Annotated in this window: 23 protein-coding genes; 15 read left to right on the forward strand and 8 right to left on the reverse strand. The window is 67.5% G+C overall.

Going from position 1 to position 24794, the window contains the following annotated elements:
- Window positions 1-37: 37 nt before the first annotated feature.
- The 5 genes from purU to AB0280_RS11820 form a co-directional block, all read right to left on the reverse strand.
- Window positions 38-910, reverse strand: a complete 873-nt coding sequence (purU, locus tag AB0280_RS11800) for a formyltetrahydrofolate deformylase (protein WP_159629544.1) — start codon at window positions 908-910, stop codon at window positions 38-40.
- Window positions 911-921: 11 nt separating this feature from the next.
- Window positions 922-1818: a methylenetetrahydrofolate reductase gene (locus AB0280_RS11805; protein WP_159629546.1), complete on the reverse strand. Its 897-nt coding sequence runs from the start codon at window positions 1816-1818 to the stop codon at window positions 922-924.
- Between the two features lie 120 nt (window positions 1819-1938).
- Window positions 1939-3429, reverse strand: coding sequence for an aldehyde dehydrogenase family protein (locus tag AB0280_RS11810; RefSeq protein ID WP_224023824.1), 1491 nt, complete (start codon window positions 3427-3429; stop codon window positions 1939-1941).
- Between the two features lie 46 nt (window positions 3430-3475).
- Complete coding sequence (locus AB0280_RS11815; protein ID WP_366367311.1) at window positions 3476-4441, reverse strand: VOC family protein; 966 nt, start codon at window positions 4439-4441, stop codon at window positions 3476-3478.
- A 36-nt stretch (window positions 4442-4477) separates the two neighbouring features.
- A complete protein-coding gene (locus AB0280_RS11820) occupies window positions 4478-5575 on the reverse strand; it encodes a 4-oxalomesaconate tautomerase (protein WP_366367312.1) in 1098 nt (365 codons plus the stop codon).
- 206 nt (window positions 5576-5781) lie between these two features.
- Between AB0280_RS11820 and AB0280_RS11825 the strand changes: the two genes are divergently transcribed.
- From AB0280_RS11825 to AB0280_RS11835, 3 genes are read left to right on the forward strand one after another with little or no spacing between them, the layout of a single operon-like run.
- Entirely contained in the window at window positions 5782-7131 is a 1350-nt protein-coding gene (locus AB0280_RS11825; RefSeq protein WP_366367314.1) for an aminomethyl transferase family protein, read from the forward strand.
- A gap of 33 nt (window positions 7132-7164) precedes the next feature.
- Complete coding sequence (gene ligM / locus AB0280_RS11830) at window positions 7165-8577, forward strand: vanillate/3-O-methylgallate O-demethylase (protein ID WP_366367316.1); 1413 nt, start codon at window positions 7165-7167, stop codon at window positions 8575-8577.
- The gene (locus AB0280_RS11835; RefSeq protein WP_366367318.1) at window positions 8567-9403 is read left to right on the forward strand and encodes an NAD(P)-dependent oxidoreductase; all 837 of its coding nucleotides are present in this window, start codon (window positions 8567-8569) and stop codon (window positions 9401-9403) included. The genes ligM and AB0280_RS11835 overlap by 11 nt, the downstream gene beginning before the upstream one ends.
- Before the next feature lie 29 nt (window positions 9404-9432).
- Here the strand turns inward: AB0280_RS11835 and AB0280_RS11840 are convergent, their stop codons facing one another.
- Complete coding sequence (locus tag AB0280_RS11840; protein WP_141158887.1) at window positions 9433-9669, reverse strand: hypothetical protein; 237 nt, start codon at window positions 9667-9669, stop codon at window positions 9433-9435.
- Between the two features lie 124 nt (window positions 9670-9793).
- A complete protein-coding gene (locus AB0280_RS11845; RefSeq protein WP_366367320.1) occupies window positions 9794-11020 on the reverse strand; it encodes a pyridoxal phosphate-dependent aminotransferase in 1227 nt (408 codons plus the stop codon).
- A gap of 152 nt (window positions 11021-11172) precedes the next feature.
- On the opposite strand from AB0280_RS11845, the gene AB0280_RS11850 reads away from it, so the two are divergent.
- Entirely contained in the window at window positions 11173-12096 is a 924-nt protein-coding gene (locus AB0280_RS11850; RefSeq protein ID WP_224023814.1) for an AEC family transporter, read from the forward strand.
- A 52-nt stretch (window positions 12097-12148) separates the two neighbouring features.
- Window positions 12149-13234 (forward strand): ATP-dependent DNA ligase, encoded by a 1086-nt coding sequence (locus tag AB0280_RS11855; protein WP_366367322.1) that lies wholly within the window; start codon window positions 12149-12151, stop codon window positions 13232-13234.
- 119 nt (window positions 13235-13353) lie between these two features.
- On the opposite strand, the gene AB0280_RS11860 is transcribed toward AB0280_RS11855, so the two are convergent.
- Complete coding sequence (locus AB0280_RS11860; protein WP_159629566.1) at window positions 13354-14673, reverse strand: MFS transporter; 1320 nt, start codon at window positions 14671-14673, stop codon at window positions 13354-13356.
- 233 nt (window positions 14674-14906) lie between these two features.
- Here AB0280_RS11860 and AB0280_RS11865 point away from each other — a divergent pair, with 233 nt between their 5' ends.
- The 10 genes from AB0280_RS11865 to AB0280_RS11910 all read left to right on the forward strand — a co-directional run bounded on the left by AB0280_RS11865 (window position 14907) and on the right by AB0280_RS11910 (window position 24794).
- Window positions 14907-15770, forward strand: a complete 864-nt coding sequence (locus AB0280_RS11865; RefSeq protein ID WP_201302370.1) for an IclR family transcriptional regulator — start codon at window positions 14907-14909, stop codon at window positions 15768-15770.
- Between the two features lie 155 nt (window positions 15771-15925).
- Window positions 15926-16807: a shikimate dehydrogenase gene (locus AB0280_RS11870; protein WP_366367324.1), complete on the forward strand. Its 882-nt coding sequence runs from the start codon at window positions 15926-15928 to the stop codon at window positions 16805-16807.
- A complete protein-coding gene (locus AB0280_RS11875) occupies window positions 16807-18678 on the forward strand; it encodes a bifunctional sugar phosphate isomerase/epimerase/4-hydroxyphenylpyruvate dioxygenase family protein (RefSeq protein WP_307490856.1) in 1872 nt (623 codons plus the stop codon). The genes AB0280_RS11870 and AB0280_RS11875 overlap by 1 nt, the downstream gene beginning before the upstream one ends.
- Before the next feature lie 57 nt (window positions 18679-18735).
- Window positions 18736-19608 carry a protocatechuate 3,4-dioxygenase subunit beta gene (gene pcaH, locus AB0280_RS11880; RefSeq protein WP_366367325.1) on the forward strand — a complete coding sequence of 291 codons (873 nt, stop codon included), beginning with the start codon at window positions 18736-18738 and terminating at the stop codon, window positions 19606-19608.
- Window positions 19609-19613: 5 nt separating this feature from the next.
- Window positions 19614-20171 (forward strand): protocatechuate 3,4-dioxygenase subunit alpha, encoded by a 558-nt coding sequence (gene pcaG / locus AB0280_RS11885; RefSeq protein ID WP_366367326.1) that lies wholly within the window; start codon window positions 19614-19616, stop codon window positions 20169-20171.
- Window positions 20168-21646 (forward strand): lyase family protein, encoded by a 1479-nt coding sequence (locus tag AB0280_RS11890; protein WP_366367328.1) that lies wholly within the window; start codon window positions 20168-20170, stop codon window positions 21644-21646. The genes pcaG and AB0280_RS11890 overlap by 4 nt, the downstream gene beginning before the upstream one ends.
- Entirely contained in the window at window positions 21639-22457 is an 819-nt protein-coding gene (locus AB0280_RS11895) for an alpha/beta fold hydrolase (protein WP_366367330.1), read from the forward strand. The genes AB0280_RS11890 and AB0280_RS11895 overlap by 8 nt, the downstream gene beginning before the upstream one ends.
- The gene (gene pcaC / locus AB0280_RS11900) at window positions 22454-22894 is read left to right on the forward strand and encodes a 4-carboxymuconolactone decarboxylase (RefSeq protein ID WP_159629579.1); all 441 of its coding nucleotides are present in this window, start codon (window positions 22454-22456) and stop codon (window positions 22892-22894) included. Before AB0280_RS11895 ends, pcaC begins: the two co-directional genes overlap by 4 nt.
- Window positions 22891-24105, forward strand: a complete 1215-nt coding sequence (locus tag AB0280_RS11905; RefSeq protein ID WP_224025936.1) for a thiolase family protein — start codon at window positions 22891-22893, stop codon at window positions 24103-24105. The genes pcaC and AB0280_RS11905 overlap by 4 nt, the downstream gene beginning before the upstream one ends.
- Window positions 24105-24794, forward strand: coding sequence for a 3-oxoacid CoA-transferase subunit A (locus AB0280_RS11910; protein ID WP_366367332.1), 690 nt, complete (start codon window positions 24105-24107; stop codon window positions 24792-24794). Before AB0280_RS11905 ends, AB0280_RS11910 begins: the two co-directional genes overlap by 1 nt.

Below are 24794 nucleotides of genomic sequence, written 5' to 3' on the forward strand. Positions count from 1 at the left end.
TGAACCTCTTGTTCTGTATCGGATTGGTGGTGGGTCTTTAGAAGACGATGGTCTGGTTGCCGTGCCGGATGACCCGGTCCTCGGCATGCCACTGGACGGCGCGGGAGAGCACCGCGCGTTCCACGTAGGCGCCGCGCGCCTGAAGATCCAGGGCGGAGTGCCCGTGCGTTACGCGGGCCACGTCCTGTTCGATGATGGGCCCCTCGTCCAGGTCCTTGGTCACGTAGTGCGAGGTGGCGCCGATCAGTTTGACCCCCCGCTCCTTGGCCTTGCGGTAGGGCGCGGCGCCCACGAACGCAGGCAGGAAGGAGTGGTGGATATTGATCAGCGGCACGGAAACCGCGTCCAGGAATCCGGGGGACAGGATCTGCATGTACCGGGCCAGCACCACGAAGTCCACGTTGCCCTCCAGCAGCTTCAGGATCTGGGCCTCCGCTGCTGCCTTGTCCGGCCCGGCGGAGGGGACGTGGAAGAACGGAACGCCAAAGGCCCGCACATCCTCGGCCGTGTTCGTGTGGTTGGAGATCACCATGGGAATGGTCACCGGCAGTTCACCCCTCCGGTGCCGCCAGAGCAGTTCCAGCAGGCAGTGGTCGGAGGTGGATACCAGGATGGCCATGCGCTTGGGGATGGAGCGGTCGGTCAGGGTCCAGGACAACCCCAGCGGGGTGAGGGTCCTGGCGAGGTCGGCTTCGATCTCAGGCATCGCGGCGGCCAGGTCCGGCCGGTTGAAGACCACCCGCTGGAAGAAGTCGCCCGACGAAGGATCACTGGAGTACTGGTCCAGGGAGACGATGTTTCCCCTGTTGCGGGTCACCAGGGCGGCCACCGCAGCCACGATGCCCGGCTGGTCCGGCCCGTGGACGATCAGGCAGGACTGGTCCTTGCGGGATTCAGTATGCAGGACCATCGGATGCCGTCCTAGCCCTCTTCCGCGGTGAAGTGCCGGACCCAGTTGGCCGTGGCCAGCAGGCCGCCAAACGTATAGAAGTGCAGGCCAACCTGCCCCGGGAGGTGCTGGTCCTGGCCGGGCGCACGGTCGGCAAGGACGGCGGCCAGGTCGTTCACGAACCGGTCCGGGCCGGCATCGCCCATCAGGTTGGTCAGCGAGAAGCCGTATTTCTTCACGATCATCGCGTTGGCGCCCACCCCGAAACGGCGCGCAAAGCCCAGGAGCCGTTTGACTCCCGCCGGGCCGGGGGTTCCCACGCGGATCGGTGCCTGGATTCCCCTGGCCCGGACCTCGGCGATCCACGCAGCCACAGGTTCGGTGTCGAAGGCGAACTGGGTGATGATGGAGGCGCCAAGGTCCTGCGCGGCGAGGGCTGCGGTCTTGTCCTCCAGCGCCCGCCAAAGGTCTTCCTTGCGGATGTCGGGATGGCCCTCCGGATATCCGCCGATTCCCACTTCCCGCACCCCGAACTGCTGCAGGAGGCCGGTGTTGACCAGCGCCAGGGAGTCTTCGTACGGGCCCTCGGGTTCTGCGGGGTCGCCGCCCACCACGAAAAGGTGCTCGGCGGCGCCCACTTCCGCCAGGCGCTGAAGGAACTTTTCGAGCTCGCCCTTCGATGCCAGCCGGCGCGCAGAGACGTGCGGCACGGGAATGAATCCCAGGTCCCGGGCGGCCTTGGCGGCGGCCACCCGCATCTCCAGGTCCTCGTTGCCGAGGAAGGTGACGTTAATGCGGGTGCCCGGCGGAATCCTGTCTTTTGCTTCGATGAGCGCGGGAATGTCCTTGCCGGTCATCTCCAGCGAGAAGTTGTTGATGAGTTCCAGGGATGCTGCCCGGTTGGGGGCGGGCATGATTCGAGTCGCCATCAGGTCATCCTTTCGGCGGGTGCAGCGGTGCACCCACCTCCAAGATTACCTATGTGCATAGGTAATGTCGATAGCTATTGATGGAATCCGGAACCTTCCGGTCCGCCGTCCGTTCCGGGCCTACCCCTGTGCTGCTTCCGGTTCCAGATGGGCGATGGCACGGGTGTCCTGGAAGGCCCGGACTCCTTCAATACCCTGTTCCCTGCCCATGCCGGACTGCTTCATTCCGCCAAATGGCGCGCGCAGGTCCAGTCGGGTTGCCCCGTGGTCGTTAACCCAGACGTAGCCGCAGACCAGGCGTCCGCCCACGCGGTCGGCCGCTGCCGGGTCGGCGGTCCACACCGAGCCGCACAGCCCCGCCCAGGTGGCGTTCGCCGCCTCCACCGCCTCGTCCTCCGTGTCGAACGGGATCAGGGGGATGACCGGCCCGAACTGTTCCTGGGTGACAACCCGCAGCGAGGGGTCCGGGTCGATGACCAGTGCCGGGCGCAGGAAGTTCCCGCCGTGCAGTTCAGGGTCCGAGGGAAGGGTGCCGAATTCCCTGACATCCGCGCCCGCCTCCTTGGCCTCCTCGATGAGCTCAGCCACGAAGGCCTTTTGTACGGGGGAGTGCAGCGGACCCATGGTGGTCCCGTCGTCGAGCCCGTAGCCAATGACCGCCTTCTCCAGCCGCTGCGAGAGCCCGGCCACCACCTCGTCCAGGCGCGACCGGTGCACATAGACCCGCTTCGCGTTCATGCAGATCTGGCCGGTGGTATCGAAGATCGCGGCGTAGAGCCGGTCCAGGTGGGTGTCATCGAGGACCGCGTCCGAGAGGATGACGGCGGCATCGTTTCCGCCGAGTTCAAGCGTTACCCGGGTGAGTGACTTTGAGGCCATTTCCATGATGCGCTTGCCGCCGCCCACGCTTCCCGTGAAGCAGACCTTGGCGATGTCCGGGCTGGTGATGAGCGCAGCCATGTCCGCGTCCTTGCCGGTCACCACGTTCAGCACTCCCGGCGGCAGCTTTTCAGCAATCCGCTGGACCACGCGTGTCGTTGCCAGCGGCGCGGTGGGTGGCGGCTTAACGATCGCCGTGTTTCCCGCCAGCAGTGCGTGCGGGAGCGAGGCCGCGAGGATGGCAATGGGCCAGTTGAACGGCACGATGACCGTCACCACGCCAAGGGGCTGGAAGGTGACCGACGTGGAGACGGGAATGCCGGGCGCGGGCGGCAGCACCTTGGCGGTGTCGACGTCGGGGGCCAGTTCCAGGGCGAGGTTCCACCTGATCTCGAACACCAGGGAGTCCACCCAGGCTTCCATGCGGATCTTGCCGTTTTCCTGCGAGAGGATGGCGGCATCCTCATCACGGAAATCCGCGATGCCCTCCAGTGCCTGCCGCATCCGGTCTGCGCGCTCCTGTGCACCCAGCGCCGCCCATCCGGGATAGGCCGCCTTGGCCGCGGCGATGGCATCCTGGACGTCGGCGGGGGCGGCCGCCGCGGCGTGGCCCACCACTGTGCCAGGCTTGCCCGGATCGGCAATGTCCATGGTGGCGGCGGCCTGGCGTTCGGTGCCTCCGATGAAGAGGCCGGTGGTCACCGGGGCGGACGTATCCACTGTGTTGGTCATGATGGTGCACCTCTCTGTGCGGTACTGCCGGGATCCTTTAATTTTCTCACTGGGGGATGTTTGGCGTTCCGTGGGTATGGAATGTCTCGATGGTTTTCATGCCCCAGGCCTGCCCTTTCCTGCGCTCCTCCTGGCTCCACTCCACCACGGGCGAGTCCGGGTCCAGCAGCAGGCGGGCACCGGCGTTGGCCAGTTCGATCCGATTGCCGCCGGGCTCCCAGACGTAGAGGAAGAACGTCTGGTTGATGGCGTGCTTGTGCGGACCGGACTCGATGTGGATGCCGTTTTCAAGGAAGATGTCCGCGGCCTTCAGGATGTCCTCGCGGGTATCCGGGGCGAATGCCACGTGGTGGAGCCGGTTGCCGTGCTTGAGCCAGTCGTCGGAGTAGACGATGTCATAGGACTTGTTGTTGAAGTGGAACCACCAGGCGGCATATCCGCCGTCGTCGAGCCGGATGCGTTCACTCTCCCGCCCGCACAGCGCGTGGGCCACGAACTCCCCGTTGGCCACCACGTCCTTGGCCAGGAAGTTGATGTGGTCCAGCCGGCGGGCGTTAACGCCCCGGCCGGGGAAGGCCGAGGCCTGGTTCTTCAGGGCGGGTTTGTCGTCCGTGGCCACGTACCGTTCGGTTTCGTAATAGATGCCCATGAGGTGCCCGTCGGGGTCCCGGAAGGAGTAGGTGGGCCCGGTGCCCACCTCGCCGTCTTCCCAGCCGATGCCCAGGCCGGTGGCTTCGATGGCGTTGACCCGGCGCTCCAGGGCCTCCTGGCTGGTGGTCCGGAAGGTGGTGCGCCCGACGCCTGCGTCGGCTGAGGCGGTGAGCTTGAGGGTGTAGCGCTGGTATTCGTCCCAGGTGCGAAGGTAGGCGGACCTCGTGCCAGCGCTGCCGGTCTCCGCTACAACGCGCATGGCGAGCAGGTCGCGGAAGAACCACAGGCTTTCCTCGAAGACGGGGGTCAGCAGTTCCACGTTTCCCAGGTGGGCGACGTCGAACGAGGTATACCCGGTCATGAAGCTGTCCTCTCTCAAGGGGTCGTTGTGCAGTGGTTAGGGGCGCGGGCGCGGGAAGACGCGTCCTTCGAAAATCTTCCGTGCTGTCCTGAGGGCAGTTGAGCGGGTCACCGTGCAGCCGTCCGGGGTCTTCTCGATGGCCACCTCGACGTCAAAATGGCCGGTGGGGTGTTCCACCCGGAAGGGTTCCCCCGGTGAAGGAAGCGCGGCCAGGTCATGGCCCACCGACCCCTCCGCCAGCACACCCGCCGCCACCGTGAGTGCTCCGAGCACGCCGATGGAGGTGTGGACCCGGACGGGAAGGAAGCTGCGGGTGGCAATGGCGCCCCCGGCCCGTGGCGGCGCCAGCAGCACCAGCTTGGGCACGGTGGCAGCGCTGACATCGCCCATGCCCATCAGGTCCGCCGCGGCGAGGCGGATCCCGGCCAGCCGTTGTGCCAGGTCTTCATTGGCCTCGAGGTCTGCAGGGGCCTCGTTCCCGGTGATGCCCAGAGCGGCGGCACGCATCAGGACGGTGGGCATTCCGTTGTCAACGCAGGTGAGGTCCACGCCCTCCGTGTGGTCCAGGGTCCTGCCCGTGGGGAACAGGGCGCCGGTCGAAGACCCCGCCGTGCCCTCGAAGTTGAGCCGGATGGCTGCCGCCGTCCCCGGAACGCCATCGATCGCCACCGCACCGCCTGCCGCCGGGCCGCCGTCGTAATCCACCACGCCGCCGGGCGTGGCAAACCGTGCGGTGGCCATGCTGCCGGTGTTCAGCATCCGGATGCGCACCTCGGTGTGGCCGTCGGCTGGCTGCACCAGGCCACGTTCCACGGCGAAGGGCCCGACGGCGGCAAGGATGTTGCCGCAGTTCTGCCGGCTGCTGACAAGTGCGGTGTCCACAGCGACCTGGAGGAAAAGGTAGTCCACGTCCGCGCCGGCGTCCGGAGACGGCGCGATGACGGCAACCTTGCTGGTCAAGGGGTGCGCTCCACCCAGTCCGTCCACCTGGCGGGGATCAGGAGAGCCCATGATCCGCAGCAGCAGGTCGTCGCGTTCTCCGGGGTCGGCAGGCAGGTCCGACGCCAGGAACAGGGCACCCTTGGAGGTCCCGCCCCGCATCAGGAGGCAGGGGATCCCCTCTGTATCGGGCATGTGCACCCTCGCGTTCCACGGCGGGCATGGTGCCTGGGCGGCCCATGGTCAGTCCTTTCCGGCGGACAGTGCCAGAAAACCACGCTCTGGAACTCTGGTCAAGACATCCGATACAATTTTGTTAGCAATCGTGTTGGTACTGGACGTCCCGGGCTGCTTTCCACCGTGGACCGAACGATGGAGTTCGCAGTGACAGGGATTTGGCAGTGACAGGGTCTTTGCAGGAGGCGCTGGACCAGGCGGCTTCACCGGTCCAGCTTTTGCGCGATTCGCCCGCCAGCCCCCACGTTTTTCCCGTGCGGGCCGAGTTCAGCAACTGGCGCTCCGAGCAGAATTCCTGGCGTACAGCCTGTGCCCTCCTGGACCAGTCGCACCACATGACCGATCTCTTCCTCTCCGGACCGGGCGCGGAAGGATTGCTGCGCGGGCTCGCGGTGAACTCTTTCGCGAACTTTCCCGTGGACCGTGCCAAGCAGTTCATCGCGGTGAACCATTCAGGGCAGCTCATCGGCGACGCCATCTTGGCACACCTCGACGAACAGTCCTTCAACCTGGTGGGCCACCCGATGGCCATCGACTGGGTGCAGTACCACGCCGAAACCGGAGGCCACGACGTTGAGGTCTCCCGGGACGGAAACTCGATCGTCCGCGCCGGTGACCCCCGGCTGTTCCGCTACGAACTCCAGGGGCCAACCGCCCTGGCCCTCGTCGAAAAACTCACCGGCGCCCCTGTGCCGCAGCTCGGTTTCTTCCACATGGGGCACCTCCCCATCGCCGGATTGCAGGTCCGGGCGATCCGGCACGGCATGGCCGGGCAGCCCGGCTATGAGCTGTTCGGCCCTTGGGCAGAGGGCGAACGCGTCCGGGACGCGTTGCTGCAGGCCGGTGGGGAGTTCGGGCTGACGCAGGTGGGGGCAAAAGGCTACTCGACGGCGAACCTTGAGTCCGGGTGGGTGCCCTCGCCCGTCCCGGCGGTCTTTACGGACGAACGGTTGCGCGGCTACCGCGAATGGCTCCCGGCGTCAGCGGCCGGTTCACTCGGCGGGAGTTTCGATTCGGCGGCCATCGAGGATTACTTCCTCACCCCGTACGAGCTCGGGTACGGCCGCTCCGTCGCATTCGACCACGACTTCGTGGGCCGTGAGGCGCTGGAGGCGCTCTCCCGCACACCCTCCCGCCGCAAGGTGACACTCGTCTGGAACCCGGACGACGTCCAGGACGTGATGGGTTCCCTCCTGCGTCCCGGGCTTCCCGCCAAGTACATCGACATGCCAAAGGCCCGCTACGCCCTGTTCCAGGTGGACCGGGTGCTCCAGGGTGGCGTAACGGTGGGCCAGTCCTTTGACTGCGGCTACATCGCCAACGAGCACTCCTTTGTTTCCCTGGCGGCGGTGGACGGACTGGAGGACGGCGCCGAGGTCACCGTGCTCTGGGGCGAAGAGCCCAACTCCGCCAAACTGCAGGTGGAACCCCACCGGCAGGTCCCCATCCGGGCCACCGTCGCCCCCGCTCCCTTCGTGCAATACGCACGCGAGAGCTACCGCGCCACCCACTGAACTGCGCCACCCCTGAACCGAAGGAGAAAGCCCATGGCCCCGAAATCCCTGCAGGACGTGCTTGATGCGGCGGGAAACACCGTTGAACTGCTGCGCAATTCCCAGCTCGGCACCTACATCTATCCGGTGGTTCCCGCCGAGTTCACCAACTGGCGGCGCGAGCAGCGCGCATGGCGTGAAACGGCGGTGCTCTACGACCAGTCCCACCACATGGTCAACTTCTTCGTGAAGGGCCCCGATGCGCTGAAGCTCTTCTCGGACACGGGCATCAACAGCTTCGCCAACTTCCCGGTGAACACCGCCAAGCAGTTCGTGCCCACGGCCTCCAACGGCGGGGTGATCGGCGACGGCATCCTGTTCCACCTGGAAGAGCAGGAGTTCGTCTACGTTGGCCGCGCGCCGGCCGCCAACTGGCTCCAGTTCCACGCCGAAACCGGCGGATACGACGTCGAATGCACCTACGATGACAGGTCGCCGTCGCGCCCCTACGGCCAGGCTGTCAGCCGGAAGTACTACCGCTTCCAGATCCAGGGCCCCAGCGCCTGGCAGATCATCGAAAAGCTCAACGGCGGGACTCTGGAGCAGGTGAAGTTCTTCCACATGGGCCACCTGGCCATCGCCGGGGAGCAGGTCCGCACGCTGCGCCACGGCATGGCGGGAGCCCCGGGGCTGGAAATCTGGGGACCCTACGAACAGCACGGAAAAATCCGGGATGCCGTGCTCGAGGCCGGGGCTGAGTTCGGGCTGGAACCGTGCGGGTCGCGGGCCTACTCCTCGAACACGCTCGAATCGGGCTGGATCCCCTCGCCGCTGCCGGCCATCTACAGCAGCGACGCCGAGCGCGCCTACCGTGAATGGCTGCCGGCCACCAGCTACGAAGCGGTCAACGCGCTCGCCGGCTCGTTCGTCTCCGGCAACATCGAGGACTACTACCTGACCCCTTGGGAACTGGGCTACGGCTCCTTCGTCAAATTCGACCACGACTTCATTGGCCGGGACGCCCTCCAGCAGATCGACCCCGCCGCGCAGCGGAAAAAGGTCACCCTCGCCTGGAACGATGAGGACCTGGCCACCATCTGGGCATCGTTCCTGGACCGCGACAAGCCCGGCTACCAGTTCTTCGACGTCCCCAACGCCAACTACGGGTCGTCCAACTACGACTCCGTCATCGACGCGGACGGGACGGGGGTTGGACTGTCGCTCTTCACCGGCGTGACGGCCAATGAACGCCGGGGCCTCTCGCTGGCCACGGTGGACCCCAACGTGGAGATCGGTACCGAAGTGCGGGTTGTCTGGGGCGAACCCGACGGCGGATCCCGCAAGACCACCGTGGAACCGCATGAACAGATCAGTGTCCGGGCGGTCGTCAGCCCGGCGCCCTACGCGGTCACCGCCCGTACCGAATACCACGGCGGCTGGCGGACCGCGGCCGCCGGTGCACGGTAGTCCGGCGGGAACGGCCAGCCGGCCTGTCGCCGTCCTGGGCCTGGGGGAAGCCGGGAGCATCTACGCCCAGGACCTGGCCGCCCGTGGATTGCGGGTGACGGGAACGGACCCTGCTGTCGACGCAGTCCCGCCCGGGGTGCTGCGGGCCCCTGGCATCAGTCAAGCAGTGGCGGGCGCCGGCCTGGTGATCAGCCTGGTGGGAGCCCGCGCCGCCGAATCCGTCCTTGACGAGGCGCTGGCCGCGATGGACCCGGCGGCCATCTTCGCGGACCTCAACACCACCGGACCGGACCAAAAGCGGCAGCTCGCGGAACGGGCGGCCGGGAGCGGCATCCTTTTCGCCGATGTCGCCGTCCTGGCGCCCGTTCCGCGGGGCCGGATCAGTTCGCCCCTGCTGGTCAGCGGCACGGGGGCGGACGCGTTGGTGGCCATCTTCACCGGATGGGGCATCCCGGCCACCAACGCCGGAAGCCAAGCGGGAGCGGCGGCCGGCCGGAAGCTGCTCCGCAGCGTCTTCATGAAGGGGCTGGCCGCCACTGTCCTGGAGTCAGTCACGGCCGCCGAGGCGGCAGGGGCAAAAGACTGGGTCATCAGCCAGATTGCAGCGGAACTTGGCCCGTCAGGCGATGCGCTGGTGGCGCGGATGCTTGAGGGCACGCGGCTGCATGCCGTCCGCAGGGAGGCAGAAATGGTTGAGGTGCGGGACTTCCTGGAGTCGCTCGGGACCGCCCATCCGGTAACGGACGCCAGCATCGAGTGGCTGCATTCGCTCGCACTCCGGCAGCAGGAGCCGGAGGAGGAACAGGTTGCGGACAGTCCTTCCTGACTACGCCCGCCACCGTCTTCCCGGACCTGCTATGCCACCCGCCAGACGCTGCACTCGTCCGTATTGATGGCTTTGCGCACGCCGCTGATGCGGTCCAGGATCCAGACCACACCGATGCCGGGCGCTGTTTCCTGGACGCTGCCGCGGCGGATCACCACGTCGTCGTAGGAGGGCCCCACCGACAGGCGGGCTTCGATTTCATCGCCGCGGTGGAGCTGGTCCAGGGCGCGGACTCGTGTTACATGCGTGGTCGCTTTCTTCAACATCGCTGGGGCCTCCTGGCTGGAGCTGGTGCCGGCTCTTGCCTGCACTACCAAGTGTGGGCCTGGAATGTTGCGTACCGGTTTCCCCGCGGTTAGGGCCCGGTTAGTTCTTCGCGCCGCCGCGGTTTCAGGCCACGGCCCCGCTCCGGTAGGCCGCCAGGAACGTGGAAATCCTCCGGACGGCTTCCTCGATGTCCAGCACCGAGGGAAGGATGACAAAGCGGAAGTGGTCCGGCGCAGGCCAGTTAAAGGCCGAGCCGTGGGAGACCAGGATCTTTTGGTCCCGCAGCAGGTCCAGGACGAATTTCTCGTCGCTCTCAATCGGGTACAGCTCCGGGTCCAGGCGTGGGAACAGGTACATGGCGCCCGACGCCGGGACGCAGGTGACGCCGGGAATGGCCGTGAGCAGTTTGTGGGCAAGGTCCCGCTGCTCGCGCAGCCGGCCCCCCGGCTTCACCAGCGCGTCAATGCTTTGGTAGCCGCCGAGGCAGGTCTGGATGGCGTGCTGGGCGGGAACGTTGGCGCACAGGCGCAGCGACGCGAGCAGTTCCAACGCTTCACGGTAGGCGGCGGTGGCAGCCAGCGGGCCGGTAATGGCCACCCATCCGGCCCGGTAGCCGGGCATCCGGTAGGCCTTGGACAAGCCGCTGAAGGTCAGGCAGCACACGTCCTCGGCCACCGCGGCGGTGTGGATGTGCGTGGCGCCTTCGTAGAGCACTTTCTCGTAGATCTCGTCGGAGAACAGGACCAGGTTGTGCTTCCGGGCCAGCCCGGCGAACTGTTCCAAAATGTGCCGGGGGTAGACGGCGCCCGTGGGGTTGTTCGGGTTGATGATCACGATGCCCTTGGTGCGGTTGGTGATCTTCGCTTCCACATCGGCCATGTCCGGCCACCAGTTCTCCGCCTCGTCGCACACGTAGTGGACGGGCTTGCCGCCGGTCAGGGTCACGGCGGCCGTCCACAGGGGGTAGTCAGGTGCCGGGACCAGGATTTCGTCGCCGTTCTCCATGAAGGCCTGCAGGCACATGGAGATCAGTTCGCTGACGCCGTTGCCGATGACGATGTCCTCGACCCCAATGTTCATCAGGCCCCGGGTCTGGTAATACTGCGAGATGGCGGTCCGGGCCGTGAAGATGCCCTTTGAATCGCTGTAGCCCTGGGCGCCGCGAAGGTGGTGGATCATGTCCACCACCACGGACTCGGGCGCTTCCAGCCCAAAAGGCGCGGTGTCCCCAAGGTTCATCTTGAGGATCCGGTGCCCTTCGGCCTCCATGTTCTTGGCCGCCTCAAGGATCGGCCCGCGAAGTTCGTAACGGACGTTCCGGAGTTTGCTGGAGTGTTGCATGGCGCGCATGGTTGATCTTTTCACAAAGCACGACGGCGGGCGGCGGGGGAGGCCACTCCGTGGACGCCTGCTGGCACAACGCACCTTATTCGATAAGTTGTGAACTTGTAGTACTGCCTTCCTGCGGTGGTGCACGGCGGAACCGGAAGGAAGTACCCCACGTGGGCGGTGTGCTGATCGGACTGGCGGTGATCGGCGTCGTCATTGCCGTCGGATACCTTGCCGCGCGCTGCGGCCTGGGCGATGAACCCACCATCAACGCCCTGACCCGTACTGCCTTCTTCATCACCAACCCGGTCCTGCTGTTCACGGTGGTGCTGAAATCGGATCTGTCCGTGGTCTTTTCCGCCTATGTTCCGCTGGCCATGATCACTGCGGCGGCCACCGCGCTGTTATACGTGGCCGCCAGCCGGATCTGGTTCCGGCGGCCCCTGGCTGAGACCGCAGTGGGTGCCATGGCCGGCTCCTACGTCAACGCCAACAACATCGGCATCCCCATCACGCTCTATGCCCTGGGGGATGCCACCCCGGTGGCCCCGGTCCTGCTGGTCCAGCTCCTCCTGTTCGCCCCGCTGGTCCTGACCCTGCTGGACCTCGCGGAAGCCGGCCGGTTCTCGCCCCGGCTGATGCTCACGCAGCCCTTCCGCAACCCCATGATCATCGCCTCGCTCCTCGGTGTGGTCCTGGCGGCGTTCCACGTGGAGCTGCCCGCCCCGGTGATGGCGCCGCTCACCCTGCTGGGCGGTGCTGCTGTCCCGGTGGTGCTGCTGGCTTTCGGCATGTCGCTGCGCGGAACCAGGATGCTCCGGAGCGGCGGCCACACGGCCGAAATCCTCACTGCCACGGCACTGAAGTCCGCTGTGATGCCGGCGGTCGCGTTCGTCGTCGGACGTTTCCTGTTCAACCTGGACCACCACATGCTCCTGGGCGTGGTGCTCATGGCAGCGCTGCCCTCGGCCCAGAACGTGTTCCTGTTCGCCAGCAAGTATGGGCGGGGCGTGGCCGTGGCGCGCGAAACCATCCTGCTTTCCACGGCCGCCGCTGCGCCGGTGCTGGTGCTGGTCGTGTGGCTGCTGGCGGCCTGAAGCGGGCGCGCCGCCCTACCGCCCGGGCCACCGGCCGGGCAAGAATGGGCACATGGAACTTCCCGTGATGCCGCCCGTCCCGCCCATGCTTGCCAAGGCCGTCAGCGGCATCGACGGTATTCCCGGCGGCGGGGACCTCAGCTACGAACCCAAGTGGGACGGCTTCCGGTCGATCATTTTCCGTGACGGCGATGACCTGGAGATCGGCAGCCGCAACGAAAAACCCATGACGCGGTACTTCCCGGAACTCGTGGCCGCGCTCAAGGAGAACCTGCCCCCGCGCTGCGTGGTGGACGGCGAGATCATCCTCGTGGGGGCGTCCGGGGACAGGCTCGACTTCGACACCCTGCAGCAGCGCATCCACCCTGCCGCCAGCCGCGTGAAGCTCCTGGCGGAACAAACCCCGGCAAGCTTTGTGGCCTTTGACCTCCTGGCCCTCGGCGATGAGGACTACACCGGCAGGCCCTTTGCTGAGCGGCGCGCTGCGCTGGAGAAGGCGCTCGCCGCGAGCAAGGCACCAGTGCACCTCACCGCGGCCACCACGGACAAGGACACGGCCGGGCACTGGTTCGAGCAGTTCGAGGGGGCCGGATTGGACGGCATCGTGGCCAAGCGGCTGAACGGCCGGTACGAACCCGACAAGCGGGTGATGTTCAAGGTCAAGCACGAGCGCACCGCGGACTGCGTGGTGGCCGGCTACCGCCTGCACAAGAGCGGCCCGGACGCCATCGGCTCGCTGCTGCTGGGGCTGTACAAGGACGACGGCGGCCTGGCCAGCGTGGGAGTCATCGGCGCCTTCCCGATGAAGCGGCGGCAGGAGCTGTTCCAGGAACTCCAGCCGCTGGTGACCGATTTCGACAACCACCCCTGGGCCTGGGCCAAGCAGGAAGAAGGCGAACGGACCCCGCGGAACGCGGAGGGGAGCCGCTGGAGCGCCGGCAAGGACCTGTCCTTCGTTCCGCTCCGGCCCGAACTGGTGGTGGAGGTCCGCTACGACCACATGGAGGGTGACCGGTTCCGCCACACTGCCCAGTTCAACCGCTGGCGGCCGGACCGGGACCCGGAATCCTGCACCTACGCGCAGCTGGAGGAGCCGGTGAACTTCGACCTCGCCTCGGTGCTGGAGACAGGGCGGTAGCCGGAGACTGGCCCAGTCTTAACGGCCTGGCCCAGTTTTAACGCCGGAGAGCCCGCCATGTGGGGGAATGGCGGGCTCTCCGGCCTGAAAACCGGGCCAGGCTGTACGCGGCGGACGGCCTACTTCAGGCCGAGCTGCTTGGTGGGGGTCCGGAAGGATTCCTTTGCGGTCAGGGCCGAGACAGCGGCCACCGCGCAGATGATGGCAGTGAAGATGCTGATCTGGACCCAGCCGCCGGGCTTGATGCCGCCCATGGCAGCCACGATGGCGGGCGCGAACCCTGCCATCAGGAAGCCCAGCTGGGTTCCGATGGCCAGGCCGGAGAACCGGACCTTGGTGCTGAACATTTCGGCGTAGAAGGAAGGCCAGACGGCGTTGGCCGCCGCGTAGCCGCACGAGAAGTAGCCGATGGCGGCCAGGAACATCAGCGGGACGCTGTGGGACTCCAGGCTCAGCAGGAAGACGGGGGTGAGGACCGCGCTGGCCAGGGCGCCGTAGATAAAGACGGGCTTGCGGCCGATCTTGTCGGCCAGCATTCCGAAGAGCGGCTGGGTGCCCAGGGCCACGATGTTGGCAGCAACCACCAGCCACAGGGTGGTGGTGCCGTCCACGCCGGCAACGGTCTTGGCGTAGCTGATGGCCAGGGTGCCGAAGACGGTGGAGACGGCGGCGATGAAGGCGCAGCAGATCACGCGGAGCACGTCGCGCCAGTGGCCCTTGAGCAGGTCTGCCACGGGCAGCTTGGCGATCTGTGCGTTCTTCCGGGCTTCCTCGAAGGCGGGCGGCTCGTGCAGGGTGCGGCGGATGAGGAACGCCACCACCACCACCGCGGCGCTCAGCCAGAACGGGATGCGCCAGCCGATGCCGAACTTGATCTCGTCCGGCAGGGCCAGGACGGGGATGAACACCAGGGCTGCGAGGATCTGGCCGCCCTGGGTGCCGGTGAGGGTCCAGGAGGTGAAGAAGGAGCGGCGGTTGTCCGGGGCATGCTCCAGGGTCATGGAGGAGGCGCCGGCCTGCTCGCCTGCCGCGGAGAGGCCCTGGCAGAGGCGGGCCAGCACCAGCAGCGCCGGAGCCCACCAGCCGACCGTACGGAAGTCGGGCAGGCAGCCGATGACGAAGGTGGAAGCACCCATGAGCACCAGGGTGAACATCAGGACTTTCTGCCGGCCCACCCGGTCGCCGAAGTGGCCCAGGATGATGGCGCCGATGGGACGTGCCACGTACGCGAACCCGAAGGTTGCGAAGGACATGATGGCGGCGTTGGCATCGGCATTGGGGAAGAAGACCGTGGGGAAGATCAGTGCTGCGGCCGAGCCGAAGATGAAGAAGTCATAGTATTCGACGGCGCTGCCCAGGAAGCTGGCGAGGGCGGCCTTCTTGGGTGTCCCGGCGGAGGTGAGGGCACCCGCCCCTGCGGACGGAAGTGTCTTGCTCATGGTGTTCCTTTGGTGTGACGACATTGTCGCGGATGGATCTGGGGGGTCGCAGCCGCCGATGCCTTGGTGCGGGCGGGGGATGCGGCTGGAGTCCGGTGCAAAGACCCGGCAGTTGTAGCCACATGGTGGGAGCTACTTTTGCGATACAGAAACTATGACTGTGAGGGCAGTCACCTGTCAAGAAAATAATCACCATCTAGAAATAGCTCTCACATTGTGGCAACATCGAATGCATGAGTGTGAACCAAACCACAGCGGTCAATGAAGAATCCGCTGCCGCCGCCCGCGCCGGAGAGCCCGTGAATGCCATGCCGCCGGAAGGCAAAGTGGGCGCCCGTCCCGCCGACCGCACGGACATGGTGGGCAAGGCCCTGGGGCTGCTGGTCCTCCTGGGTGATGAACCCCGCGGTGCCAGTGCCGCAGAAATTTCCCGCCGCGCCGAACTTCCCTTCAGTACCACCTACCGCCTGCTGGGCTCCCTGACCCGCGACGGCTTTGTCGACTACGAGCCGGACGGCCGCCGCTATCACCTGGGCCTGCGGATCTTCCAGCTGGGGCAGCGCGTCTCCAACCACCATGGCTTCGCGGGTACGGCCATGCCCATCCTCCGCCGGGTCACCGAGCAGACCGGCGAGGCCACCATCCTCAGCGTCCGCGACGGCCTGCACCACCTGACCGTCAGCAAGGTGGACGGGCCGCAGACCTTCCGCGTGACCAGCGACCCCGGCCACCTGGGCTCGCTCTCGACCACCGCCGTGGGCAAGGCCCTGGTGGCTTTTGCCGAGGATGCGGAACGGGAAAAGCTGCTGGCGGAGCTCCCGCTGGAGGCGCTGACTGACAAGTCCGTGACGGACCGCCGCGCTTTCCGGGCTGAGATCGAAAAGGTCCGCCGGCAGGGATACGCGGTCATGGACGAGGAGAACGAAGCGGGAATGCGTGCCGTGGCCGTGCCGCTGCTCAACGACCAGGGGCACGCCTTCGCCTCGCTGGCAACTGCCGTACCGGTCTTCCGGCTGGACCTTGAGGGGCTCGTGGCGCACGTTCCCCTGCTGCAGGAAGCCGCTGCCGAATTGGCGGCCAGGCTGCCGCAGCGGTAGCGCCAGGACGGCATCAACCGTCCCCGGGGCAACACTGTTGTTCGCATGACGAACAAGAGTGCGATAAGTGAACATTTGTTGTACCGTAATCCCTATCACCCGCAGCGCGGCCGAGTTCCGCGCCTGCCCGGTGCCGTACCAAAGGAGCTGCACGCATGAGCAATCGAACTGAGTCCTACCTTGTAGGGCTGGTTGGTGATGGCGTTACGCCATCGCTCACGCCGCCCATGCACGAACGGGAAGGTGACGTGCAGGGCCTGCGCTACCTGTACCGTCCCATCGACCTGCTGGAACTGGGGCTGACCGGGGAATCGGTGGGCGCCATCCTGGACAGTGCCCGCATCCTGGGCTTCAACGGCCTGAACATCACCCATCCCTGCAAGCAGCTGGTCCTGCAGCACCTGGATGAGGTCAGCCCGGACGCGCGCCGCCTCGGTGCCGTCAACACCGTGGTCATCCGGGACGGCCGCTTCATCGGCCACAACACCGACTTCTCCGGCTTCGCCGCCGCCCTCGCCTCCGGCCTTCCCGGCGCCCGGCTGGACCGCGTGGTGCAGCTCGGCGCGGGCGGTGCCGGGTCCGCCGTCGCCTATGCCCTGCTCAGCGCAGGCGTTAAATCCCTGGACCTGGTGGACATGGACCCCGCCAGGGCCACCGCACGGGCTGCCGAGCTGCAGGGCTTTTTCCCGGACAGCACCGTCACGGCCCGCACGACGGCGGAGCTGCCGCAGCTGATGCAGCTGGCCGATGGCCTGGTGCACTGCACACCCGTTGGCATGGCAGCCCACCCCGGCGTCCCGCTGGACCTTGACCTGCTCGAGCCCCGGCACTGGGTGGCGGACATCGTCTACCGCCCGATCGACACCGAACTGGTCCGCGGCGCCCGCGCCAAGGGCTGCGAGGTCCTGGATGGCGGCAGGATGGCAGTGGGCCAGGCCGCCGACGCGTTCCGGATCTTCACCGGCCTGGACGCCGACCCGGAGCGCATGCGCTCGCACTTCCTGGAGCTTGTGGCCGCCGAGGAGGTGGCCGCCTGATGCGCACCGGAATCGCCACGGTCTGCCTCTCCGGCACCCTGAAGGAAAAGATGCAGGCCTGCGCCATCGCCGGCTTTGACGGCATCGAAATCTTCGAGCAGGACCTGGTCACCTCACCGCTCAGCCCCGAAGACGTGCGGAAGATGGCAGCGGACCTGGGGCTCGGCCTGGACCTGTACCAGCCCTTCCGCGACTTCGACGGCGTCACCCCGGACCTGCTGAAGGCCAACCTCCGCCGCGCCGAGGCCAAGTTCAAGCTCATGGCCCGCCTGGGCATGGACACCATCCTGGTGTGCTCCAACGTTGCCACCGCCACCATTGACGACGACGCCGTCCGCGCCGAACAACTGGCACAGCTCGCAAACCTGGCGGGGGACCACGGCGTCAAGGTGGCCTATGAGGCCCTGGCCTGGGGCAAGTACGTCAACGACTACGAGCACGCCTACCGCCTGGTGGAGATGGTGGACCACCCCAACCTGGGAACCTGCCTGGACTCCTTCCACATCCTGTCCCGCGACTGGGACACGGCGCCGATCGAGGACATCAACCCGGACAAGATCTTCTTCGTCCAGGTGGCGGACGCCCCCAAGCTCTCCATGGACGTCCTGTCCTGGAGCCGCCATTACCGCGTCTTCCCGGGCGAGGGGCAGTTCGAGCTCGCCAAGTTCATGGGCCACGTGGTCCGCGCCGGCTACACCGGACCCGTGTCGCTGGAGGTCTTCAACGACGTCTTCCGCCAGTCGGACGTCGAGCGCACCGCGGTGGATGCCATGCGGTCCCTGATCTGGCTGGAGGAGCAAAGTGCCAAATGGCTCGCCGGCGCCGAAGCCGCGCCCGGCAACGCAGCCGCGCTCCGCCGTCGTTATCCCATGGAACTTGCCACGCTGCCCAAGGTCAACGAACCTGCCGGCTTCAACTTTGCCGAGGTCAAGGCGGACGATACCGCCCAGCTGGAGAAGCTCCTGGGCCAGCTCGGGTTCCAGTTCGAGGGCCGCCACCGCACCAAGGACGTCCAGCTGTGGACCATGGGGCAGGCCCGGGTGATCATCAACGAGCAGGCCGCGCAGCACGCCGAGCCGGCCATTGCCGCGCTGGGGTTCGACGTCGATTCCCCCGTGATTGCCTCCGCGCGGGCCCAGCAGCTCAAGGCCCCCGTGGTGGCCCGCAAGGTCCAGGCGGACGAGGAAGTGTTCCAGGGCATCTCCGCCCCGGACTCCACCGAGATCTTCCTCTGCCAGGGCAGCCCGGACGGAACCGCGGCGTGGACGCACGAATTCGGGGAAGGGCTGGAACACCCTTCGGCAGGAGCGAGGGCGGTCATCGACCACGTCAACCTGGCCCAGCCGTGGCAGCACTTTGACGAGGCTGTCCTCTTCTACACCAGCGCCCTGGCCCTGGAGCCCCAGCCGTTCGCCGAGGTACCCAGCCCCAGCGGCCTGGTCCGGTCCCAGGTCATGCAGACCTCCGACGGCGCCGTGCGGCTCGTGCTCAACCTGGCACCCATCCAGCAGGCACGGAACGAGGCCCGCAAGACCTATCAGGAACACATCGCCTTCGCCGTGGAGGACTTGGTGGCCACCGCCCGGGCCGCCCGGGACCGCGGCCTGGAATTCCTGCAGATCCCGGCCAATTACTACGAGGACCTGGACGCCCGGTTCGACCTGGAACCGGGATTCCTGGCTACGTTGCAGGAACTCAACCTGCTGTTCGACCGGGATGCCGAGGGCGAGTTCCTGCACTTCTACACCGCCACCGTGGGCAGCGTGTTCTTCGAAATGGTGGAACGCCGCGGCGCCTACGACGGCTACGGCGCCCCAAATGCTCCGGTGCGGCATGCGGTCCAGTACGACTCGCTGCACCGCACCCCTTAGCCCGCACCACCCAGTACCCAGACGCAACAAACCCAACAGATCAGAAAGGAGCCAGCCGTGAAGGAAGACATCAACGCCGAGCTGGAGTCGGAGGAGCTCGTGCCCCCGGCCGAACCCAAGGCTGCCCACCAGCCCCTGGACAAGGCCATCGAGTCGCAGGCGGACCTCAGTGCAGAGATCAGCGCCATCGGCGAGGCTTACCGGCGCGCCCTCAAGGACGGCGGCCAGCCGGAGATCCAGCCGCGCCTGGACTACCCGCCGTACCGCAGCAGCATCCTGCGCCACCCCACCAAGAGCCTGCAGCACGCGGACCCGGAAACCATCGAGCTGTACTCGCCGGCGTTCGGGCACCAGGATGTGCACGCCCTGGAATCGGACCTGACCATCCAGCACAACGGCGAACCGCTGGGCGAACGGATCATCGTCTCCGGGAAGGTCCTGGACGGCGAGGGCCGCCCGGTGGCGGGACAGCTGGTGGAAATCTGGCAGGCCAACTCCTCCGGCCGCTACATCCACAAGCGTGACCAGCACCCCGCGCCCATCGACCCCAACTTCACGGGCATTGGCCGCTGCATCACCGGCCCGGACGGCTCGTACCGGTTCATCACCATCAAGCCCGGCGCCTACCCGTGGAAGAACCACCTGAATGCGTGGCGGCCGGCGCACATCCACTTCTCGCTGTTCGGCACCGAATTCACCCAGCGGATCATCACCCAGATGTACTTCCCTGGCGACCAGCTGTTCCCGCTGGACCCGATCTACCAGACCATCGTGGACCAGGACGCCCGCGACCGGCTGGTGGCCACCTATGACCACAGCATCACCGAACCCGAATGGGCCCTGGGCTACAACTGGGACATCGTCCTGACCGGCCCGAAGCGGACCTGGACCGAAAACGAGGCGCTCGGCGCCGCAGGCGACGAGGAGTAGGAAAGATGAGCACCAAACTGGTACCCACCCCCGGCCAGACCGTGGGCCCGTTCTACGGCTATGCGCTCCCGTTCGAGAAGGACAACGAACTCCTGCCCCCCGGCTTCCCGGGCTCCATCCGCCTGCAGGGCACCGTCTATGACGGCGCGGGCCACACCATCCCGGACGCCATCCTGGAGATCTGGCAGCCGGACGCCGAGGGCAAGGTTGTCCAGCGCACCGGTTCCCTGGTCCGGGACGGCTACACCTTCACCGGCTGGGGCCGCGGCGCCGTGGGCAACTCCGGCGTCTTCACCTTCACCACCGTCAACCCCGGCCCCACCAAGCCGGGTGCGGCCCCGTTCATTTCCGTGGCACTCTTCGCCCGCGGCCTGACTAACCGGCTGTTCACCCGCATCTACCTGCCGGAGGACACCGAGGCACTGGCCAATGACCCGCTGCTGAGCTCGCTGGAGCCGGAGCGCCGCGAGACGCTCATCGCCCGCCGCGCCCCCGACGGCGGCCTCACCTGGGACATCCGCCTCCAGGGTGAGGGCGAGACGGTCTTCCTGGACTTCCAGTGACCCACGCCGCCGCTTTGGGAGACCTGCGCGCCTTCGCGGAAGAGGCCGACGCCGGCCTGCTCACCCCCGTCTCAGCGTCGCCGTTGGTGGCGGCGCTGACGGGGGACCGGGCAGTGCTGGCGGCCATCCTCGCCGTCGAAGCCGGCTGGGCCGCCGTGCTGCAACGGGCCGGGCTGGCACCCGCCGGTTCGGCCGCCGTCGTCGCCTCCGCCGCCGAGGCGGGGCGCTACGACCTGGCCGGTATTGCGCTGCGCGCCCAGGGCGGCGGCAACCCGGTGATCCCGCTGCTGGCGGACCTCCGGAAGAACGTGGCGGCTCTCGATGCCGCCGGGGTTGGTGCCGCGAAGGCCGTGCACACCTCCCTGACCAGCCAGGACGTGCTGGACACTGCCCTGATGCTGCTGGCCCGCAACACCGTCCACGCGGTGCTGGCGGACCTGAAAGGCACCGCGACGGCGCTCGCGCACCTTGCCGGGCAGCATGCGGACACGCTGTGCGTGGGCAGGAGCCTGACACAGCATTCGCTGCCTTACACCTTCGGGCTGCGGGCCGCTCAGTGGTTCCAGGGCGTGGCCGCCGCGGGGCGGCAACTGGAAAACCTGGAGTTCCCGGTTCAGTTCGGCGGGGCGGCGGGGACCCTCGCTGCCGGAACCGTGCTGACGGATGGCTCCCAGGCCACGCCGTTTACCTTGGCCGACGCCCTGGCGGCCCAGCTGGGCCTGGCTCCAGCCGCGGCTCCCTGGCATACCAACCGCCTGGCCATCACATCCCTGGGCCATGCGCTGGCATCCGTGCTGGACGCCTTTGGCAAGATCGCCGCCGACGTGCTGTTCCTGAGCCGGCCCGAGGTGGCGGAGCTCGCCGAACCGCGGGCGGCAGGGCGGGGAGTCTCATCCGCCATGCCGCAGAAACAGAACCCGGTGCTGTCCGTCCTGGTCCGCAGCGCGGCGCTGCAGGCACCACAGCTGGCCGCCCAGCTGCATGTGGCTGCCGCCAACTTCAATGACGAACGCCCGGACGGCGCCTGGCACACCGAATGGCCGGCCCTGCGCCAGCTGCTGGCCCTGGCCCTCGGCGCCGCTGGCCACATCCGCGAACTCGCCGGGGGGCTGCAGGTCTTCCCGGACGCCATGCGCCGCAACCTTGACCTGTCCGGCCCGCTGCTGCTGGCTGAGGGCGTCAGCGCCGCGGTGGCCCCCCTCCTTGAGGAGAAGGACGGCCGCAGCGGCAAGCAGCAGCTGCAGGACGTGGTGGACCAGACGCTGCAGGCGCCCCCTCCGGAACAAGCCGCCACCTACCGCAAGCTGTTCCGCGGCGCCGTCCCCGCCGCCGTCGTCCCTGACGCCCGGCTGGAGGAGCTCCTGGGCCCCGCCAGCTACCTGGGCCAGGCGGCGGAGATCGCCCGCCGCGTCCTGGCCGCCTTTCCCGAATTCACTTCCCCTACCACCGACGCGAATGGAGCCTCCCGTGGCTAAGCCGGCCTTGAAAGCAGCGCTGCTGTCCCCGCAACGTCCCCTGGGCGACCACCCCCTGATGGTGGTGGGGCCCTCCCTGGGCACCTCGTCGATCCTGTGGAACAGGGTGGCGTCCCTGCTCGGCAACGACTACGACGTGGTGGCCTGGGACCTTCCCGGTCACGGCGTCTCACCCGCCGCCACCGAAGCGTTCGACGTCGCCGCGCTCGCTGACGCCGTCGTGGACCTGGTGGACTCCATCGCCCCCGGTGAAAACTTCCACTGCGCAGGAGTCTCCCTGGGCGGCGCCGTCGGCCTTCAGCTGGGCATCAAGCACGGGGAACGGCTGAAGAGCCTTTCCGTGCAGAACAGCGGCGCCAAGATCGGCACCCCCGAAGGGTGGCTGGAGCGCGCCGAGACCGTCCGCACCCAGGGCACGCCGGTCATGATCCAGGGGTCCGCGGAGCGCTGGTTCGCGCCGGGCTTCATGGACCGGGAACCCGATTTCAGCAGCCGCCTGCTGCACGCCCTGCGCGACGCCGACCGGTTCAGCTATGCCTTCTGCTGCGAGGCGCTGGCCGCATTCGACGCCCGGCAGGAGCTGGGCAGCATCACCGTCCCCACCCAGGTCATCGCCGGGTCCCTGGACGGCGTCGCCACGCCCGCCATGGCCGAGGAAGTGGCAGCGGGAATCACCGCCGGGGGCGGAACCGCGACGGCGGTGACCGTGGAGGGCATCTCCCACCTGGCACCCGCCGAAGCTCCGGCACACGTTGCGGACCTGATGCGCAGCCTGGCCAGCTGGGCCGAATCACGGCAGGCCGCCCAGTGAGCGGCGCTGAACACGACGGGGCGCAGCGCCACGGCGTGGTCCAGCCCGGCGCCACCAGCCAGGAAATCTACGACGGCGGCATGGTGGTCAGGCGCGAGGTGCTGGGCGACGCGCACGTGGACCGGGCCAACGCCAACAAGGACGAATTCACCGACGACTTCCAAGACATGATCACCCGCATTGCCTGGGGCGGAATCTGGACCCGGCCCGGCCTGACCCGCCAGATGCGCTCCGCGGTCACCATCACCGCCATGGTGGCGCACGGCCACTGGGAGGAGCTGGCCATGCACATCCGCGCCGCCCTCCGGAACGGCCTCAGCAGGGACGAAATCAAGGAAATCCTGCTGCAGACCGCCATCTACTGCGGAGTCCCCTCCGCCAACACCGCCTTCAAGACCGCCCAACAGGTCTTTCGAGAAATGGACACCACCCGATGAACCAGGCTTTTGTGTACGACGCTGTGCGCACCCCCTTTGGAAAGTTCGGCTCCGGCCTCGCCGCCGTCCGTCCGGACGACCTTGCCGCGCACGTGATCAAGGAATCCGTCAAGCGGGCGCCGTCCCTCGACGTCGAGCGGATTGATGAGGTGGTGTTCGGCAACGCCAACGGTGCCGGTGAGGAGAACCGCAACATCGCCCGGATGGGTACGCTGCTGGCCGGGCTCCCGGTTTCCATCCCGGGCACCACGGTGAACCGGCTCTGCGGTTCCTCCCTGGATGCCGCCATTATTGCCTCCCGCCAGATCAACGCGGGCGACGCCGACCTGATGTTGGTCGGTGGCGCCGAGTCGATGTCCCGCGCGCCCTGGGTGCTGCCCAAGACGGAGAAGCCGTATCCGGCCGGGGACATGACCCTGGCGTCCACCACGCTGGGCTGGCGCCTGGTGAACAAGGCGATGCCCAAGGAGTGGACCATCTCCCTGGGCGAGGCCACCGAGCGGCTCCGCGAGAAGTACGGCGTGACCCGCGAGGCGCAGGATGAGTTCGCCGCCGCCTCGCACAACCTGTCCGCGGCCGCCTGGGACGAGGGCTTCTACGACAACCTGGTCGCCCCGGTCCCGGGCACGGACCTGGTGCGCGACGAGGGCATCCGGGCGGGTTCTTCGGCGGAGAAGCTCGCCGGCCTCAAGACCGTGTTCCGGGCAGAGAACGGCACCGTCACCGCGGGGAACGCGTCCCCGTTGTCCGACGGCGCCTCCGCGGCCTGGATCGGGTCCGAGGCGGCCGCGGGGCTGCTGGGCCTGGACCCGCTGGCGCGTATCGCCGGGCGTGGCGCGCACGCCAACGATCCCCAGTACTTCGGCTACGCCCCCGTCGAGGCGGCGAACAAGGCCCTCGAAAAGGCGGGGATCGGCTGGGAGCAGGTGGGCGCCGTCGAACTTAACGAAGCCTTCGCCGCGCAGTCCCTGGCCTGCATCAACGCCTGGGGCGTCGACCACTCGATCGTGAACCGGCACGGCGGGGCGATTGCCATGGGCCACCCGCTGGGTGCTTCCGGGACCCGGATCCTGGGCACCCTGGCCCGGTCCCTGCAGGCCTCCGGTGAACGCTGGGGTGTCGCTGCCATCTGCATCGGCGTGGGCCAGGGCCTGGCCGTCGTGCTCGAGAACGTGACCGCCGCCGGAACCAACACTGGAAAGGACCAGTAATGCTGAACTTCGTAGATTCGGTCCAGGACGCCGTCGCCGGCATCAAGGACGGCTCCACCGTGATGATCGGCGGGTTCGGCAACGCCGGCCAGCCGTTCGAACTGATCGACGCGCTGCTGGACTGCGGCGCCACGGACCTGACCGTGGTGAACAACAACGCCGGCCAGGGAGACCAGGGCCTGGCCCTGCTGATCAAGGAAGGCCGGGTGAAGAAAATGATCTGCTCCTTCCCGCGGCAGTCCGATTCCTGGCACTTCGACGCCAAGTACAAGGCCGGCGCCATCGAGCTCGAACTCGTCCCGCAGGGCAACCTCGCCGAACGCATCCGCGCCGCAGGGGCCGGCATCGGCGGGTTCTTCACCCCCACCGGCTACGGCACCATGCTCGCCGAGGGCAAGGAAACCCGGATCATCGACGGCCGCGGCCACGTGTTCGAAACCCCCATCCACGCCGACGTCGCCCTCATCAAGGCCCTGAAGGCGGACGGCAAGGGCAACCTCGTCTACCGCAAGACCGCCCGGAACTTTGGCCCCATCATGGCAGCGGCCGCGAAGCACACCATCGTCCAGGTCTCCGGGATCGTGCCCACCGGGGCGCTGGACCCGGAGAACGTGGTCACCCCGGGCATCTACGTCAACAGCATCGTCAAGGTTGCCGGCAGCGGCAGCACAGCAGGAAAGGCGGCCTGA

This window comes from Pseudarthrobacter sp. 902506025 (assembly GCF_040702325.1).
Taxonomy (GTDB): Bacteria; Actinomycetota; Actinomycetes; order Actinomycetales; family Micrococcaceae; genus Arthrobacter.